Raw genomic sequence first — 17,474 nt, forward strand, 5'->3', positions numbered from 1 at the left:
GGGTCAGCCGAGTCGGGTGTCGGCGTCACTGGTGATGCGCAGCCACCGGTACCCGTACGGGTCGAGTCGCAGCGTTACCTCGCCGTCGTCGATTGCAGTGACGCCGTTGTGCAGCATGTCCACCAGCCGGGAACCCGGAGCGACGTCGGGCAGCGTGAGGGCGAGCTCCACGGGTGCGTTCGCGAAGTTGTGCACCGCCAGCATCGAGCCGATGTCCGCCCGCACCAGGTGGGCGAACACCCGGTCGTCGCCGTGCTTGAGGATGGTCAGGTCGCCCCAGCCGATCTCGGGGGAGTTGCGGTAAGCCTGAATCAGGGTGCGCATGAAGTGCGCGAGCGAGTCCGGGTCGCGGCGTTGAGCGGCGGCGTTCACCCACTCCGGGCCGAACGCTCCGGTGACAACCGGCGTCACGAGCTGATCGGCGGGCGCTCGCGAGAACCCGGCGTTGGGCCCGTCGGTCCATTGCATCGGTGTGCGCACCGCGTACCGGTCTTTCACCGCCAGGTTCTCGCCCATGCCGATCTCCTCACCGTAGAACAGCACCGGCGCGCCCGGCAGCGAGAACATCAGGCTGTACGCCATACGGATGCGCCGCGCATCGCCGCCCAGCATCGTCGGCAGCCGGCGCCGGATTCCCCGGTCGTACAGCCGCATGTCGGGGTCGGGTGCGAACGCGTCGAACACCTCCTGCCGCTCGGCGTCGCCGAGCTTGTCGAGGGTGAGCTCGTCGTGATTGCGCACGAAATTGCCCCACTGGCAGTCGGCGGGTAGCTCCGGCCGGTCGGCCAGCGCTGTGGCCAGCGGCCGGGAGTCCTCCCGCACCATCGACAAGTAAATGCTCTGCATCACGACGAAGTCGAACTGCATCTGCAGTTCCCGCCGCTCGCCCGCACCGAAGTAGGCGAGCTGCTCTTTGTGGCTGAGATTCACCTCGCCGAGCAACATGGCCTCGCTGTTTCGCCGGGCGAGGAACCCGGAGATATCGGCGAGGTAGTCGTGCGGGTCGGGCAGCGGTTCGTCCGAGGCGTCCGCGTCGGAGTCCTCGCCGCCGGCCTCGGACTTGGCCTCGATAAGGAACGGCACCGCATCCACCCGGAAGCCGGACACGCCCAGCTCGGTCCAAAAACCCACGATGCGGGCGATCTCGTCGCGCACCGGAGGGTGCGCGATGTTGAGGTCGGGCTGGTGCTTATAGAAGTTGTGCAGGTAATACTGCTTGGTCTTCTTGTCGAACTCCCAGATGCTCTTCGCATCATTCGGGAACGCGGAGGGCTGGTCCTTGGTAGGCGGGTCGTCGCGCCACACGTAGTAATCCCGGTACGGCGACTCCGTGCTCGAGCGGGACGCGAGGAACCACGGATGCTGGTCGGACGTGTGGTTGATCACCAGGTCCATCACCACCCGGATGCCGCGGTCGCGGGCGGTGCGGATGACCTCGACGAATTCGCCGAAGTTGCCCAGCCGCGAATCGATCGCGTAGAAATCGGTGATGTCGTAGCCGTCGTCCCGGCCCGGGCTGGAGTTGAGCGGCATCAGCCACAGGCAGGTGATGCCGAGCTCGGCGAGATAGTCGATGCGCTGGGCCAGGCCGCGCATATCGCCGCAGCCGTCGTCGTTGCTGTCGAGGTAGCGTTCGACGTCGAGGCAGTAGATCACCGCGTTCTTCCACCAGCGGTCACTGGTGTCCGAGATCCTCATGCCCCCACCGCCTTCGCCGTGAGCGCACTGGTGAGTTGGGGCAGCACCCGTTCGCCGAACGCATCCAGGAATCTCTGTTGCTTCCGGCCCACGTGGTGCAGGTAGATGTCATCGAAACCCAGGCCGGCCAGCTCGGCCAGCTTGTCGGCGTGCCAACCCAGGTCGCTGTTAATCAGTACGGATGCCCGCAGATCCTCCGCGGCGACGTGCTTGGAGATCTCGTCGAAGTTCTCCGGGGTGTCGATGTCCCACGGCACGGGTGGGTCGAAGGCGTTGGTGCGCCATTGGTCGTGCGCGATGGCGAGGGCTTCTTCGTCAGTGCTCGCCCAGCTCAGGTGAATTTGCAGGGCCCGTCGGCCGGTGCCGCCGGCCTGCTCGTACGCATCCAGCACCCGCCGGAGTTTTTCGGGCGGCTGGGCCACGGTGACCAAGCCGTCGGCCCAGGAGGCCGCCCAGCCGGCGGTCTCCGCCGACACGGCCGCGGCCACCAGCGGCGGCGGGGTGTCCGGCCGGCTCCACACCCGGGCCCTGTCGACGCTGACGTGGTGATCCAGGCTGACCTCCTCGCCGTTCAGCAGAGCCCGCATCACCTTTACGCACTCCTCCAGGCGGGCATTGCGCAGGTCCTTACGCGGCCAGTGTTCGCCGGTGATGTGCTCGTTCACGTTCTCGCCCGAGCCCAGCGCTGCCCAGAACCGGCCGGGGTACATCTGGCCGAGCGTGCCGATCGCCTGCGCGATCACGGCCGGGTGATACCGCTGCCCGGGGGCGTTCACCACCCCGAACGGCAGGTCGGTCGCTTCCAGGGCTGCGCCCAACCACGACCAGGCGAAACCGGACTGGCCCTGCCGCACGCTCCACGGCGCGATGTGATCCGAGCACATCGCCGCGGTGAAGCCCACCTCTTCGGCATGTTTCACCGCGGCCAGCAGTGCGCGCGGGTCGATTTGCTCGTGGGATGCGTGAAATCCGATCACGGCCGTGCCCTTCTCTGGGGAACTGCCCGCGGCGCCGACGGCTCGGGACTGGTTGCACCATGCAAGCAGACCTCGTCGGCCGGTTCAAGCCCCCGGCTTCGTGGCCCGCCCGGAACTCACTGCCACCCAGGGCGAAGTATCCCCGTCGTCGGTTGCCGGCCGAGTTGCCGCATACTGCCCCTTCCGGCCCGCTGAATGGGCACCTTCCGGCACGTCGTGGGTGCCGGTGCGAGGCGGGCGCTACAGGTGGTCGTGCTCGGCGTGCGCGCGGGGCACGACGGGCACCGCCAGTGCCGGGAAGACCGCCGCCACCGCGAACGTCAGCGGGTAGCCGACCACCCCGATCAGGGCGCCCATCAGCGGTCCGACCAGGGACGCGGCGACGAACTGGCCGGTGTTCTGCACTCCGAGGGCCTTGCCCGACCAGCCCGGCCCGGCCATCTCCGCCACCGATGTGAACGCCAGCCCGTTCGGCGCCACGGTGCAGGTGGTCGCGAGCACGAACACCACGGCGGCGGCGCCCCAGTGCGCGGCATCCACCGCGGCCAGCACCAGCAGCACGCTCGCCACACTCACCGCCACCCAGCGCAGCGGTCGCACCCGGCTGCCGACCCTGTCGCTGACCACGCCGATCACGATGCGCCCGATCGCGCCCACGAACTGCGCGGCGCCCACCAGCACGCCCGCGGCGAGGGCATCCCAACCCTGGTCGCTGACCAGCCAGACCAACCCGAATGTCGAGATGGTGAACTGCGGCACCACCAGCAGAACGGATGCCGCGTGGATCCGCCAGAGGAACCCGCTGGACCGGTACGGGTTGCCGGCTCGCACGGACGGGGTGCCGGCGCGCGGGGCCGGCCGGGGCGGGTTGGCCAGGCCGATCGCGCACGCCACGGCCAGCACCGCGGTGAGCGCGAACGGCACGAACAGGGCCGCGCCCACCCCGGCATCCGCAGCGATCACCGGGATGGTCACGGCCGCGACCGTCACGCCCAGCGGCTGCGACATCTGCCGGATGCCCATGGCCAGGCCGCGCTTGTGCTTGGGGAACCAGCCCACCACGATGCGTCCGCTGGCGGAGTTGGTGCTCGCCGACGCCATGCCGCCCAGCAGCAGGAACACGCCCAGCGCGAGGTATCCGTCGGCGAGGATCGCGCCGCCGGCCGCGAGGGCGGTGAGGATCAGGCCGCCGGTGATGACCCATTTCTCGCCGATGCGGTCGGCCAGGGCGCCCCAGAGGATGAGGGTGAGCACCATGCCGAAGGTGGGGATCGCGGCGAGCAGCCCGGCCTGGGCCAGGGAGAGGCCCCGCTCGGTGTGCAGCAGGGGGATGAGGAACGCGGGGGCGCTGACGAAGACGGTGCCCGCCGTCTGTGCGGCAACGCCGAGGGCGAGCACGACCCAGGCGCGGGCGCTGATGGTCGGTGTCGCGGCGGTGGCGGTGGCCATGGGGTCTCCTCGGTGTTCCTGCCATTTTGCCGGATGCCGCGCTCGCCGCTCGCCGCTGCACCGGGCCAACTGTTGCCGAAACGGACTTCTGCACCCGGTGCGCCGGACGCAGATGTCCGCACGGGCAACAGTTGTGCGCGCCGGCGCGGGTTTGCCGCGCGGCGGGCCGGGCGCACGCTCATCCGCTGTGCGCCGCCACCCACAATGGGGGTGCCGCCGGGGCCGGTCCGGTCGCTAACCTCGAACCACCGAACCTGGTGGGTGCCCCGCCCGCACCGCTCCCTGGATGGTCTGCACGCCCCGAAGCGGCGCACATCCGTGTGGTGGTCCCGGCGCGACCGCCCCGCCCACGCGGTCTCCCTGGCGCAGCCGCGTCCGGGCGCGTCCGAAGGAGCAACGTGACCCTGCACCCACCCGCGATGCGCAACCGCATCGCTGCTCAGCTGGTCATCGAACACCTCCTGTCCCGCCAATCCGCGGTGCCGCCGCGCACCAGGGTGGCCCGACTGTTCGGCCAGTCGCCGCTCTGCCCGGAGAGCGTGAGCTGGTACCTGGGCGCGCAGGGCGAGATCACCGTCGGCAAGATGCTCGCCACACTGCCCCCCGACTGGACTGCTTTTCACGCCGTGCCGATCGGTAAGAACGACACCGACATCGACCACATCCTGGTGGGCCCCGGCGGCATCTTCACCATCAACACCAAGCACCACTGCGGCAAACACATCTGGGTGGGCACCCGCACCGTCACCGTCTCCGGCCACAAGAAGGCCTACCTGCCCGCCGCCGAGCACGAGGCCGAACGGGTCACCACGGTGCTGCGTGAGCGGATGCCGCTGGTCGCGCCGGTGCAACCGGTGATCGCTCTCGTCGACCCCAAGCAGATCACCTTCCGCGACAAACCCGTGCAGGTGAAAGTGCTCGATGCCCGCTCCCTGCGCCGGTGGCTGCTCAAGCTGCAGCCGGTGCTCAGCGAGGACGAGATCGCCGAGGCCGTGGTGATCCTGGACAGCCCGGCCACTTGGCGCCAGCATCCGACCCCGGCCCCGGCGGATGTGATGACCCGATTCGCGGCGCTCGACGGGCAGGTGCGTCGGGCCCGGGTGCGCCGGGTGTTCTGGGCCGCCACCGGAACGACGGCGCTGTGCGCGGGCTCGGTGGGCGGAGTGCTGCTCGCGGCGCAGGCCCTGCTGGCCGGCTGAGGCGGCGCGAAACCGCGAATGCGGCGTCAGTCCGGCCGATATCGGATGGTCAGGTCGGCGTGAGCCCGGCCGCTAACGGATACTCGGCCGGCGTCAGTCCGGCTTCCGCCAGGTGCTCACGGCCGTGGCCGCGAGCACACCGACGACGTAGGCGACCAGGTCGAGGGCGTTGAACGTGGTGCCGAGCAGGTACCGCACCGGCGCGAAGAGCTCGGCGAGGCTGCTGGGCACGCCGGTGAGCTGTAAGAGCTCCACGGCCACGCAGATCAGGATCGCGACGGCCGCCACCTGCCGGCTGGGCGTACGGACCGCGATAATCGACACGATCAGGTACACCAGGACCGCATAGAGCGCGTCGCCGACGAAATCGCCGACGATGCCCTCGGTCAAGAAGTGCACGACCAGACCGGTGGGCACTATCAGCACGCCGATCGCGGCCAGCTTCAGCCGGCGGTTGCGGAAGCCCAGGTTCCGGGCACCCTGGGCGGCCTCGGAGTCGCCCATCGCCTGCGGGTGCTCGTCGTCCAGGAATTCCGGCTGCAGGTCACCCCCGTGCGACATGTGGTGCGTCCGATCCATATGCTGACCGTACCGTGTGCCGAAGCGTCGACGAAAGCAGGATGCGTTCGAATGGTTTGCGGGTGGACCGGCAGCAGCCGCACCCCTCGCCTGTGTCGGCGGCCACTGCTACCGTGCTGGCATGACCCCCACCTCTGAGTCGGGCGGCGCCGTCCCGCCCCTGATCGGCTGCGTGTTCGTGGGCACCAGCCTCGACGGCTTCATCGCCCGCGAGAACGGCGACTTCGACTGGCTCGTCGCCGCCGGGGACGCCCTGGGCGAGACCGGCTACGACGAGTTCTTCGCCAGCGTCGACGCCCTCGTCGTAGGCCGTGCCACCTTCGACACCGTGCGCGGCTTCGTCGACTGGCCCTATACCGGCAAGCGGGTGCTCGTGCTCAGCCGCACCCTGCTGCGCAGCTTCGACGCCGAGGACGAGCCGGACACCACCGCACACGCCACGCTCGACGACGTGATCGCCACCCTCGTCGCAGAGGGCCGCCGCCGGGTATACGTCGACGGTGGCCGCACCATCCAGAGCTTTCTGCGGGCCGGGCTGATCCGCGAAATCACCATCACGCGCGCCCCGGTGCTGCTCGGCACGGGCATCCCGCTGTTCGGCCCGCTCGACGGCGACGTGCACCTGCGGCACGTGGGCTCCCGCGAGCTCGGCGCGGGCTTCACCCAGTCCAGCTACGAGGTGCTGCCCAGCAGCTAGCGGATGTCTCGTCGGTCGAGCGTGTCGAGACCTGGTGACCGGATCTGCGGGCCACAGCCTCGCGTGGGGCTGTCGGCTTGTGGGGTCTCGACAAGCTCGACCAACGGGTGGGCGCCTTGAGGTTGGCTTACGGGGTCTCGACGGGCGCGACAGGCTCCACCAGCGGGGGAGTGCCGGTGCGGATCAGCCACTCACGCAGCTCCGCCAGCGGCACAGCCGAGCAATACAGGTGCCCCTGCACCGCGTCGGTGCCGATCTGCGCCAGCAGCTCCTGCTGGTCCAACCGCTCCACACCCTCGGCGATGGTGTCGATGCCCAGCTTCGCGCTCATCTGCACGATGGCCTCCACCACCGTGCGGTCCACCGAGTTGCTCAGCGCACCGGACACAAAACTCGCGTCGAGCTTGACCACCGAGATCGGCAGCGACCGCAGCGTCGCCAGGGACGAGTACCCGGTACCGAAGTCGTCGATCGCCACGCGGATGCCGTGGGCGGCGAGGGCCTTCAGCCGGTCCACCGCCGCGATCGACTCCAGCACCACAGTCTCGGTGAGTTCGAGCACCAGACGTTGGGCGGGCAGCCCGCTGTCGGCCAGGCACCAGAGCACGGAGTCCACGAAGTGATCGCTCTCGAGCTCCCGCGCGGAGATGTTCACGTTCACCGTCATCGGCACGCCCGGCCGGACCTCCGGCCAGGTCACGGCATCCGTGCAGGAGCGCCGCAACACAAACGCGCCGATGCCCAGGATGGCACCGGAAGTTTCGGCCAGCGGGATGAAGTCGCACGGCATCAGCATGCCCCGCTCCGGATGCCGCCACCGCACGAGTGCCTCGGCTCCGGTGCAGTGCAACTCGGGCAGGGACACGATCGGCTGGTAGTGCACCTCGAGCTGGCCGCCACCGGCGGCCCGGCCCAGCTGCCGCTCGAACGACACCAACGCGGACTCATTCTGCAGAAGGCCCGGCTGGAACAGCTGTACCTGGCCCTTGCCGTGGGCCTTGGCGGCGTACATGGCCACGTCGGCCTGGTGTACGAGCTCATCGAGGTTGGCGCCGGGAGCGGCCGTGGCCACCCCCACGCTGGCGCCCACCCGGCAGGGCCGTCCGTCCACGATGATGGGCGCGGCCAGCGACCCCACCATGCGTTGCGCAATCGCCTTGGCGGCGGCAATCGTGGTGCCGGTGAGCACTACCGCGAACTCGTCTCCGCCCAGCCGGGAGCAGATGTCCTGCGGCCGAGTGCAGTTCCGCAGCCGCTCGGCCACCTCGGTGAGCACGGCGTCGCCGGCACGGTGCCCCATGTGGTCGTTGACGTCCTTGAAGTCGTCAAGGTCGAGGAACAACACGTGCAGACCCTCGGTGGTGTCGGTGCGAGCGAGGAGGGCACCGAGCTGGGAGGTGAAAGAGAGCCGGTTATCGAGTCCGGTGAGGGTGTCGTGCTGCGCCTGCGCGGTGAGCTGATGGTGCGAGCGGCTATTGCGCAGTGCCAGGTTCACCTGGTTCACCAGGCTGCGCACCGACAGAATGGTGCCCTCGGGAATCCGCTTCGGCGCCCCGACGAGCAGCCACGCGTCCTCCTCCTGCTCGGTGAGCGACACGCACTCCCAGAGCAAAGGCAGGCCTGCCGCATCGTCGAGCGGGCCGGTACGCATGATTTGCGCGTCGCCGTTGGTCCCGATGGTCCGCAGCACGTCGCCGGGAAATGACGTTGGCGGCGGCACGATGAAGTCTCCGGTGTGGGCTCCGACCAGCAACAGCTCCTCGTGGCGCACGACCTTGACCACCCGTAACCCGGGGGTGGTGGCACCGAGCTCGCCGGCGGTGGTCCAGGAGAGAAGGCGGATGGCGTTGGCGTCGGTCATGCCGAGCAGCCTGGAGCCGGTCTCGGTGAGTGCCTTGTCGCGTTCGATGGCCCAGTCGTTGGCCTGCAGCACGGTGCGCAGCTGTTCCGCTACCAGGATAATGAGCAGCATGATGGAGATAGTGGCGGCCTGGCGAGCCATGTCGGGGGCGGTGGGGTGCCCAGGCGTCAGCGGCCAGAGCACCGTGATGGTGAGCACCGCAACCGTGTAGAGCGCGCCGCGAATCGCGGACCGCCACGACGTGCCGTAGAGGGTGCGCAGCCAGGCGGCGGCGAAAAAGACCGGGGCTGCCGCCAGAGGCACCGGCCCGGCCAGGGCGAACGCCGTGAGAGCGAGGGCATCGAGAACCTCGAGGGCGAACGGCACCCGCTGCCGCATCAGGCTGTATATCCACGAGCTGATCAGTGCAACTGTGGACACGGATGCCAGCAGCAGGTCCAGCCGGCTTGCGGTGACGTTGGGGATGATGCCGGGCAGGCTGAACACCACCGACAGTAGCGCCAACCAGGTGAAGAGCCACCGAGTGCCCTCCAGCACTCCAGCGGGTCGGTCCAGCAGCGCGGATCCGAACGTGGTCATCCTGTGACCGGCTCTGTTCAACGTGGATCGTTCCCCGACTGCGACCATCTGACTGCTTTCTTTGGATCGTGTCGGAGCAGCACCTGGTGGCGGCGGCGACACATACCTTGAACGTACCAGTGAGTCGCTCTCACTCTTGACGGATGACGGTGCCCGAGCCGTGCGGGTTGCGGCACCGCCGTCACTCAATTGCGGACATCCCCCCTTCGTGGGCGCTGCGACGGCGGGAAGTCCGCAAATGAGAATGCAGACGTGGTCAGCGCGCTGCGAGGGTGGTCAGCAGCGCGGCCGGCAGCTCGGGGTCGGGCGCGGTCACGGCGAACAGGGTGCCGTTGTGTCGCTCGACGACGATGCCGGGGCCGCTCGTGAGCACCACGGCCGAGCGGCCGGGCAGGATCCGGTAACCCCAGCCGCCCCACTCGAGCGGACGGATGGTCTCGGCGCGCGCCGAAGCGACCTGGTCGAGCGCGATCTGCTTGATCGGCAGCCGCAACAGGCTCGAAACGACTCGCAGCCCCCGACGGTCCACGCTGACTCGCAGTCGGGCGAAGGTGAGGCAGATGCCGGCCGCCAGCAGCAACGTGAGGACCCCGCCCGTGCCGGCGCCGTCCTCGAGGATGCTGAAGACTGTCAGTCCGACCGCGCCGAGTGCCAGCCCGCCGGCCAGCCAGAGGAACATCGGCACGGTCACGGTGGTGAACCAGGCGCCGGACTCGGTGGCGCCCAGCGGGACCGAAGTCGGGCCGGCGGTTGCCGCCAGCTCGCGGCGGTGCGGGCGGCGCGGTGACAGCGCGAAGGGGATCAGCCCGTAGCCGAGGGCCAGCACCGCGAACAGCGGCCAGGCGCCCGCCTCCGGTTCGGCTGAGCCGGTGGCGATGACTAGGCCGGCGACCACCAACCAGACGCCGGCTGCCAGACCCGCGGCGCAGCCGGCCGCGAGCACCAGGCCACGACGGATGTCGGCCGCGGCGTCGGAAAGGGCGACCAGCCCCGCCAGAGCGGCGAGGAGCGCGATGGTGCCCGTGATGCCGATCATGACCTCGGTGCCGGCGGTCGAGGTGATCTCCGCGCCGTTCCACTGCTTGGGCAGCACGGCCGGCAGCCGGTCGTACCAGAGCGTGGCCGTCAACGAGATGGCGACCACCGGCAGCCAGAGCGTGGCGGCGGCGAACCGTTCTCGCCCGGTGGCGTGCGGGGTGAGCGAGGGTGTGGCCTCGGGGATGGTTCGGGTGGGCATGGTCAGCCTCTCGTCTGGATCAGGGTGAGGACGTCGGGCAGGGCGACCCCCATTTTGCGCGCCTCGGCGAGCAGCGCGTCGACGAGTTCGACGAGGCGCACGGTGCCGGCGCCCGCATCCGCTCGCACAGAGGCGCCACGGCCCTGGCGCATCTCGAGGATCCCGTCGTCGCGCAGCTGGGCGTAGGCGCGCAGCACCGTGTGCATGTTGATGTCGAGCGCGCTGGCCAGCTCCCGGGCCGGCGGCAGCCGGGTGCCCGGCGCGAGCGTGCCGTCGGCGACGCCGGCTCGCACCTGCACGGCGAGCTGCTCGGCAAGCGAGACCGTCGAGGCCGGATCCACACGAAACAACATGTTTGCAATGTTAGTAGAACAATGCCGTTGTGTCGAGGGCTGCGGCGGCTGGCGCACCTCTCAGGAGGTCTCGACAGGCTCGACCGACGAGCAGGCGATCAGGCGATCAGCCGGTCGGACGATCCGACGATCGGCCGACTAGGCGGACAGTGGCGGCTGCGGAGCCGGCGGTTCCTGCTCGGTCTTGAACCCGATCGCCTTGTGGCTGCCGTCGCAGAAGGGCTTGAGCGTCGACACCCCGCAGCGGCACAGCGCCACGGTCTTGCGCCGCGGCGGGATCACCTCGCCCGACGGCGTGAGGATCTCGAAGGTGCCGCGCACCAGCAGCGGACCATTCGGGTACGCGGTGATGCTCACGGGCTCGTCCGCACCGGCAGCGGGCTGATCGGCCCACTGGTCGTCCCACCGAGTGGCGGGCTGCTCGTCGGGCTCGGTCATGCCGGCAGGCTCGCGGAGTCCGCGACGCGCAGCGCCGACGTGCCGGCGGTCCAGGCATCGAGCTGCTGGGTGCCGGCCAGGCCGTCCACGAAGAGGCCGGACGCCGCCCCGAAGAACACGTCCTCGAGCAGCGCGGGTTCGTCGGTGGCCAGGGAACCGGCCAGGTCGCGGGCCGCGATCTGCTCGTGCACAGCATCCGCTTCGACGTGCTCGTCGAAGTAGAAGGTGACGTCCTTGTCGTAGCCGAGCCGACGGAAACCGTTGCCGTAGAGCCGGTTGGGCTGGGACGAGGTCATCTCGAACGCGGCGAGGTGCCCGGCGATGGCGCCGCGCAGCCGGCGGTGGGAGCCGAACATCGTCATCATGTTGCTGGAGGCCAGCGTGATCGCCGGCACCACGTCGACGTAGTGACCGTTGGTGGCGTCCAGGCCCACGCCGCGCATCGTGCGGGCGAACAGCTCAGAGTGCATGCGGTCGAACCGGCCGCCGCCGTACTCGTCGGCCTGAATCTCGACCAGCGCGGCCTTGGCCCGGCTGCGCAGGCGCGGGATCGCCCAGCTGTGCGGGTCGGCCTCCTTGAGCTGGTAGATCGAGCGCAGGATGAGGAACTCGTGCGCCTGCTCGTCGGTGGCCTTCTTCGCCATGTACCGCGAGACGCTCGGCCCGGTGTCTGACCCGGTGAGCTCGAACAGGGCGGCGGCGACACTCTCCACGCCGGGTGCGGGCAGCTCGGGCATCGGGGCGCGTTCGCGCAGGGCCTTCTCAAACTCGAGTTCGATGCCGGCGCAGAGCGCGAGCACCTCGGGGTGCCATTCCCAGTCGTCGTCGACGCCGCGCAGGCCGCTGTAGCGCAGCTCGTAGGCCAGGAACAGGGCGGTCTGCAGGTCATCATTCTGCAGGATGTCGGCGGTTTCGCCCAGGGCTGCGGCGGTGAGCTCGCGCAGCGTTGTGGCGAGGTCAGTCTCGGCCGCAGTAGGAGAAGTTTTCAGGAGTTCAAGCAGGGCGGCGCTCACCGGACCTCGGGACTGGGGGATTCTCACGTGCCATACCTCGCTCTTGTCGACCGGCTCGCACGCCCGAGTGGCGGCGCGGCCAGGGAGTGACCATAGCAGGGGAGGTTGGGAAGGACCCGAGGCTGAAACGGGTTTCGGGGTCCTCCAACGACTCGTCGCCCGTGCTCGTCGCCCGTGCTCGTAGAGACCGCGCGACCCGACCTCGGGAACGTCCCCCTTGCGTCGGTCGAGCTTGTCGAGACCCCGCCGCCGGCTTGACCTCGCCCCAGGGGCGACGCCCATGATGGGGAGACACCCATCAACCCAGAGCCAGGAGCACCATGACCGATGACCTGACCGCCGGCGAATTCCAGGTGATGACCGGACTCACCGCCAAGGCACTCCGGCTCTACGCCGAACGGGGGATTGTGACGCCGGCGTGGGTCGACCCCGGGTCGGGGTACCGCTACTACGCCCGGCAGCAGCTCCAACACGGCGCGACCGTCGATCTCCTGCGCCGCGCCCAGGTGCCGCTGGCTGAACTGCCCTCGGCACCGGACTTCCCCTTCGACCGGTGGCGGCAGACCGTGGCGCTGCGGCGGCACCTGGAGGACTTCTCCCTCGCCGTGGCCGAGAAGATCAGCACTTTCGACACCGACGACTTCATCGCCCACAGCACTCCCGCCGCCGCCCAAGACTGGGTCGGCATCATCGTCGATCTCGACCTCCCCGAGGATGCCGAGGGCCGCGTCGAGACCTTCACCGGGCTGGCCGTGGACATGCCCGCCATCGAGGGGGGCCTGCGCGACGCATTGACTGACCTCGGGGCAGAGCCGGCCACCGTGTGCTGGACCGCGGTGCCCGACACCGGAGTCCGGAACGCCAGCGGGCAGATGCTCCTGGCCCGCTCCGGCGGGGCCGGCCTCGACTCGGCCGCCCTCGCGCGCATCGAGAAGGCCGTGCACGCGAGCACCGGGAGCACGGTCACCGCGGTGGCCGGCACTCTGCCGCGCCGCGTCGAGGTCACGTTCGCCGCTGCATCCGCCACCGAGCCGACCCCGGTCGACGAGGCCGCCGCCGGATACCTGCACCTGCTGGCCTTCGAGGAGCACCGCGCCCGGCACCATCTGACCGCGATCCGGCCCACGGCCCGGCAGGTTGTGCACGGGCCGTCGTTGTTCACCGGCGACGGTGGCGGTGCTCCGATGAGCGTCTTTGACGTGCAGCCGGGGTGAGTGCGGGGGCATCCGTGCCGGCTGGGCCGGCGCAACGGATGCCCGATTCGCGTTATGCGGGCACGGCGCCGCTATGCGCGTGGCGCGCCACCCGCATAGCGGCGCGTGACCCGCATACCTTGGGCCGACCGTGGCCTCGACGAGCTCGACCCCGAGACGAGCGCTAGACCGGCACCACCACGTTGTGCCGCCCGATCGGCAGCATCATCGGGCGGCCCGACGTCGGGTCGACCAGCACCCGGCTCGACAGCCCGAAGACCGCCTGCACGGTCTCCTCGGTGAGGACCTCGTGCGGCTCGCCCACCGCGTGCACCCGGCCATCCGCCAGGGCGATGAGGTGGTCGGCGTACCGGGCGGCGAGGTTGAGGTCGTGCAACACCATCACGATGGTGGTGCCGCGGGCCCGGTTGAGGTCGGTGAGCAGGTCGAGCACCTCCACCTGGTGGCTCACGTCGAGGAACGTCGTCGGCTCGTCGAGCAACAGCAGGTCGGTCTGCTGGGCCAGCGCCATCGCGATCCACACCCGCTGGCGTTGCCCGCCGGAGAGTTCGTCGACGGACCGGTCAGCCAACGACGCGGTGTCGGTGGCATCCAGCGCAGCGGCGACGGCCTCGTCATCGAGAGCGCTCCAGCGGGAGAACATCCGTTGGTGGGGGTTGCGGCCCCGGCCGACCAGGTCGGCCACGGTGATGCCCTCGGGCGCGATCGGCGACTGGGGCAGCAGCCCCATCGTGCGGGCCAGCTCCTTGGCGGGCATCCGGTGCACCTGGGTGCCGTCGAGCAGCACCTGGCCGCCGCGCGGCACGAGCAGCCGCGACATCGAGCGCAGCAGGGTGGACTTGCCGCAGGCGTTCGCGCCCACGATCGCGGTGATCCGGCCGGTCGGCATGACCAGGTCGAGGCCGTCGATCACGGTGCGGTCGCCGTAGCCGAGGGTGAGGTTCTCCACCGTGAGGGTATGAATGAGTGTCACAGGGAGCCTCCGGCGCGGTTGGTGCGGATGATGAGGTAGATCAGGTACGGCGCCCCGAGCACGCCGGTGACGACGCCCACCGGGAACCGGGTGCCGAACGCGTACTGACCGGCGAAGTCGCCCACGAGCACGAGCAGTGCGCCCACCATCCCGGCCGGCACGAGCAGCGAGACGCCCGGCCCCACGATTCGCGACGCGATCGGCCCGGCCAGGAACGCCACGAACGCGATCGGCCCGGCCGCCGCGGTCGCGAACGCGATCAGTCCCACCGCGGCGACGATCAGAATCACCCGAGACCGCTCCACCCGCACCCCCAGAGCGGATGCGGTGTCGTCACCGAGCTGGCTCATCGACAGGTTGCGGGACTGCCCGAGCAACACCGGCGCGAGCACCATCAGCGCGGCCAACACCGGCAGGGTCTGCGCCCAGGTGCTGCCGTTCAGGCTGCCGGTGAGCCAGCGCATGGCCACCTGCAGGTCCCACTCGGCGGCCTGGGAGAGCACGTACGCGGTCATGCTGTCGAGCATCGCGGCCACACCGATACCGATCAAAATCAGCCGGGTGCCGGCCACGCCGCCCTTGTACGCGAGCGCGTAGACGGCCAGCGCCACGGCCAGCCCACACACGATCGCGACCACCGACACCGCGGTCGAACCCAGCCCCAGCACGATGATCGCGAACGCGGCCGCGGCGCTGGCGCCCGAGCTGATACCGATGATGTCGGGGCTGGCCAGGGGGTTGCGCAGCATGGTCTGGAAGGTCACGCCACCCAGCCCGAAACACAGCCCGGCCAGCACGGCCAGGGTCGCCCGCGGCAGCCGCAGCCGGCCCACGGTGAAACCGGCGCCGGGCACGTCCTGACCGAGCATCACGGCGAGCACCTCGGCGGGGGAGTAGATGGTTTGGCCGACCATGAGGCTGACGAGGTAGCCGACGGCGATAGCCAACGCCAGCACGGTGATCACCCGGCGACGACGGATGCCGCGGCGCGCGCGGCTGCGGGCCACCGCATCCGCTGTCGACAGCGGCTTCACGGCAACGGCGGCGCTCACAGCTCACGCACCTTGCGTCGGCGCACGATGTAGATGAAGAACGGGGCGCCGATCAGGGCGGTGATGATGCCAACGTCGATCTCGCTGGGCCGCGCCACGATGCGGCCGAGCACGTCGGCGCCGGTGAGCAGCGCGGCGCCGAGCACCGCGGAGAACGGCAGCAGCCAGCGGTGGTCAACGCCCACCAGCAGCCGGCAGGCGTGCGGCACGACGAGGCCGACGAAACCGATCGGCCCGGCCACGGCCGTGATCGAGCCGCACAGCACGACGGCGCCAAGCGCGGCGGCGGCGCGGGCCACGGCCACGCGTTCGCCCAGCCCCGCGGCGAGGTCGTCGCCGAGCGCGAGCGAGTTCAGCGCCCGGGCGGAAAGGAAGCAGAGCACGAAGCCCACTAGGAGAAACGGTGCCACCTGGCGGATGCTCTCCATCGTGGCGCCGCCGACGCCGCCGATCTGCCAGGACCGCACCCCGCCGGCGATGTCGTTGCGGGGCAGAACCACGGCGGTGACGAATGAGGCCAGCGCCGCGGAGGTGGCCGCACCCGCCAGTGCCAGTTTGAGCGGGGTGGAGCCGCCGCGGCCGAGCGACCCGATCGTATAGACGAACACGGCGGTGATGCCGGCGCCGACGATCGCGACCCAAATCATCGACGAGGCGGAGGTGAGGCCGAAGTAGGCCATGCCGCTGACCACGGCCAGTGCCGCGCCCACGTTCACGCCCAGGATGCCCGGGTCGGCCAGCGGGTTGCGGGTCACGCCCTGCATCACCGCGCCGGACATGCCCAGGGCGGCCCCGGCGACCACGGCCAGCAGGGTGCGGGGGATGCGGGTGGCCACCGCGGCCCGGTCGAAGCCGTCGGTGGCGCCGCCGAGCGCGGCGAGGATGTCGTCCCAGCCCACCGCGCGGGAGCCGATGGTGATCGAGGCCAGCATCAGCAGGGCGAGTACCCCGAGCGCGGCGAGCAACCACAACGACCGCAGCCGCTTCGGGCGTCGCACGGTGGCGACGCTCGAAGCGGCTGATGAAGCAGTGGTTGTCGAGGTCACTTAGCGTTGTCGGCCGCCGCGGCGAGCAGGGCGGCGTAGTCGTCGAGGATGTATGAGATCGACAGCGGGGTGGGGTTCGCGGCGGTGCCCATGGGGCCGTCGCCGGAGAGGTTCACGATGGACTTGTTGGCCACCGCGGGAATCTGCGACAGCAGCGGGTCACCCTCGAGGGTGGCGACCAGGTCGGTGCCGCCGTAGGTGACGATGAGGTCCACGTCGCTGAATGCATCCGACTGCTCGGCGCTCACGGTGAGGGAGTACTTGTCGGTGGCGTCGGAGGCCTCGATGATGCTCGGTGCGCTCTCCATACCGAGGTCGTCGAAGAACATCGTGCGGGTGTCGTGGGTGGTGTAGAAGCTGACCTCGCTGAGGTCGGCCTCGTCCACGTGGGTGAGGAACATCGCGGTCTTGCCCTCGAGCGACGGGTACTTCGCTGCGGTGGCGGCGATCTCGGTCTCGAGCTCGGCGATGAGGTCGTCGCCCTCGGCGGCCATGCCCATGCCGGCGGCGTTCTGCGAGATCATGTCGCGCCAGGAGGTGCCCCAGGCGGTCTCCGGGTAGGCCACGACAGGTGCGATGGCGGTGAGGGTGTCGTAGTCCTCCTGGGTGAGGCCGGAGTACGCGGCCAGGATCACGTCGGGCTTGGTGTCGGCGACGGCTTCGAAGTCGATCCCATCGGTTTCGTCGAACAGCACGGGGGTCTCTGCATCAAGCTCGTCGAGCTTCTCCTTCACCCAGGGCAGCATGCCGTCGGTGTCGTCGTCGCCCCAGGTGGCGGCGGCCATGCCCACCGGCACCACGCCGAGGGCCAGCGGCACCTCTTGGTTGGCCCAGTTGACGGTGGCGACGCGCTCGGGCTTGGCCTCGATGACGGTCTCGCCGAAGGCGTGCTCGATGGTGACCGGCGTGAAGTCGCCGGATGCGGCCTCGGCGGTGTCGGCGGCGGGGGAGGTGGAGCAGCCGGCCAGGCCCAGGGTGAGCACGGCGGCGGCCGAGAAGGCAATGAGAGTGGATGCGCGGGGCATGGTTTTCCTCGTGATCGTGATGCAGGGGTCAGGGACGGACCGGCGGCAGCTGTGATGCCGCACCCGTCGGCCGTGCGCAGAGGT

16 protein-coding genes are annotated in these 17,474 nt (G+C 70.0%); 3 read left to right on the forward strand and 13 right to left on the reverse strand.

Translation table 11 applies throughout. The annotated features are described in order from the left end of the window. Positions 1-3 precede the first annotated feature (3 nt). The 3 genes from E3O57_RS14330 to E3O57_RS14340 form a co-directional block, all read right to left on the reverse strand. Entirely contained in the window at positions 4-1,698 is a 1,695-nt protein-coding gene (locus E3O57_RS14330) for an alpha-amylase family protein (RefSeq protein WP_103478615.1), read from the reverse strand. After that, positions 1,695-2,675 carry a TIGR03885 family FMN-dependent LLM class oxidoreductase gene (locus E3O57_RS14335; RefSeq protein WP_103461784.1) on the reverse strand — a complete coding sequence of 327 codons (981 nt, stop codon included), beginning with the start codon at positions 2,673-2,675 and terminating at the stop codon, positions 1,695-1,697. Before E3O57_RS14335 ends, E3O57_RS14330 begins: the two co-directional genes overlap by 4 nt. Positions 2,676-2,915: 240 nt before the next feature. Next, a complete protein-coding gene (locus tag E3O57_RS14340) occupies positions 2,916-4,193 on the reverse strand; it encodes an MFS transporter (RefSeq protein ID WP_341476115.1) in 1,278 nt (425 codons plus the stop codon). Positions 4,194-4,522: 329 nt separating this feature from the next. Here E3O57_RS14340 and E3O57_RS14345 point away from each other — a divergent pair, with 329 nt between their 5' ends. Next, the gene (locus E3O57_RS14345) at positions 4,523-5,323 is read left to right on the forward strand and encodes a nuclease-related domain-containing protein (protein WP_133159700.1); all 801 of its coding nucleotides are present in this window, start codon (positions 4,523-4,525) and stop codon (positions 5,321-5,323) included. A 93-nt stretch (positions 5,324-5,416) separates the two neighbouring features. On the opposite strand, the gene E3O57_RS14350 is transcribed toward E3O57_RS14345, so the two are convergent. Next, complete coding sequence (locus tag E3O57_RS14350; RefSeq protein WP_088456935.1) at positions 5,417-5,902, reverse strand: DUF2809 domain-containing protein; 486 nt, start codon at positions 5,900-5,902, stop codon at positions 5,417-5,419. 121 nt (positions 5,903-6,023) lie between these two features. On the opposite strand from E3O57_RS14350, the gene E3O57_RS14355 reads away from it, so the two are divergent. Next, positions 6,024-6,599 (forward strand): dihydrofolate reductase family protein, encoded by a 576-nt coding sequence (locus tag E3O57_RS14355; RefSeq protein WP_088456934.1) that lies wholly within the window; start codon positions 6,024-6,026, stop codon positions 6,597-6,599. Between the two features lie 127 nt (positions 6,600-6,726). Here the strand turns inward: E3O57_RS14355 and E3O57_RS14360 are convergent, their stop codons facing one another. The 5 genes from E3O57_RS14360 to E3O57_RS14380 form a co-directional block, all read right to left on the reverse strand. Next, positions 6,727-9,039, reverse strand: a complete 2,313-nt coding sequence (locus E3O57_RS14360) for a bifunctional diguanylate cyclase/phosphodiesterase (protein ID WP_165787862.1) — start codon at positions 9,037-9,039, stop codon at positions 6,727-6,729. Between the two features lie 256 nt (positions 9,040-9,295). Further along, positions 9,296-10,276 (reverse strand): hypothetical protein, encoded by a 981-nt coding sequence (locus tag E3O57_RS14365; RefSeq protein ID WP_103478618.1) that lies wholly within the window; start codon positions 10,274-10,276, stop codon positions 9,296-9,298. Positions 10,277-10,278: 2 nt separating this feature from the next. Then, complete coding sequence (locus tag E3O57_RS14370; protein ID WP_103478619.1) at positions 10,279-10,629, reverse strand: GntR family transcriptional regulator; 351 nt, start codon at positions 10,627-10,629, stop codon at positions 10,279-10,281. 138 nt (positions 10,630-10,767) lie between these two features. Continuing rightward, complete coding sequence (locus E3O57_RS14375; RefSeq protein WP_103478620.1) at positions 10,768-11,067, reverse strand: CDGSH iron-sulfur domain-containing protein; 300 nt, start codon at positions 11,065-11,067, stop codon at positions 10,768-10,770. Then, positions 11,064-12,107 carry an iron-containing redox enzyme family protein gene (locus E3O57_RS14380; RefSeq protein WP_241983581.1) on the reverse strand — a complete coding sequence of 348 codons (1,044 nt, stop codon included), beginning with the start codon at positions 12,105-12,107 and terminating at the stop codon, positions 11,064-11,066. Before E3O57_RS14380 ends, E3O57_RS14375 begins: the two co-directional genes overlap by 4 nt. A 293-nt stretch (positions 12,108-12,400) precedes the next feature. Between E3O57_RS14380 and E3O57_RS14385 the strand changes: the two genes are divergently transcribed. Then, positions 12,401-13,294: a MerR family transcriptional regulator gene (locus tag E3O57_RS14385; protein ID WP_103478622.1), complete on the forward strand. Its 894-nt coding sequence runs from the start codon at positions 12,401-12,403 to the stop codon at positions 13,292-13,294. A 163-nt stretch (positions 13,295-13,457) separates the two neighbouring features. Here the strand turns inward: E3O57_RS14385 and E3O57_RS14390 are convergent, their stop codons facing one another. Genes E3O57_RS14390 through E3O57_RS14405 form a run of 4 tightly spaced genes read right to left on the reverse strand, consistent with a single transcriptional unit; the run spans position 13,458 to position 17,390 of the window. After that, positions 13,458-14,267: an ABC transporter ATP-binding protein gene (locus E3O57_RS14390; RefSeq protein ID WP_103478623.1), complete on the reverse strand. Its 810-nt coding sequence runs from the start codon at positions 14,265-14,267 to the stop codon at positions 13,458-13,460. Next, positions 14,264-15,319 carry an iron chelate uptake ABC transporter family permease subunit gene (locus E3O57_RS14395; protein WP_103478624.1) on the reverse strand — a complete coding sequence of 352 codons (1,056 nt, stop codon included), beginning with the start codon at positions 15,317-15,319 and terminating at the stop codon, positions 14,264-14,266. Before E3O57_RS14395 ends, E3O57_RS14390 begins: the two co-directional genes overlap by 4 nt. Beyond that, positions 15,316-16,317 (reverse strand): iron ABC transporter permease, encoded by a 1,002-nt coding sequence (locus E3O57_RS14400; protein WP_241979966.1) that lies wholly within the window; start codon positions 16,315-16,317, stop codon positions 15,316-15,318. The genes E3O57_RS14395 and E3O57_RS14400 overlap by 4 nt, the downstream gene beginning before the upstream one ends. 44 nt (positions 16,318-16,361) lie before the next feature. Beyond that, positions 16,362-17,390: an iron-siderophore ABC transporter substrate-binding protein gene (locus E3O57_RS14405; protein WP_103478626.1), complete on the reverse strand. Its 1,029-nt coding sequence runs from the start codon at positions 17,388-17,390 to the stop codon at positions 16,362-16,364. Positions 17,391-17,474 lie beyond the last annotated feature (84 nt).

This window comes from Cryobacterium sp. TMN-39-2, from assembly GCF_004402745.1.
GTDB classification, from domain to species: domain Bacteria; phylum Actinomycetota; class Actinomycetes; order Actinomycetales; family Microbacteriaceae; genus Cryobacterium; species Cryobacterium zongtaii.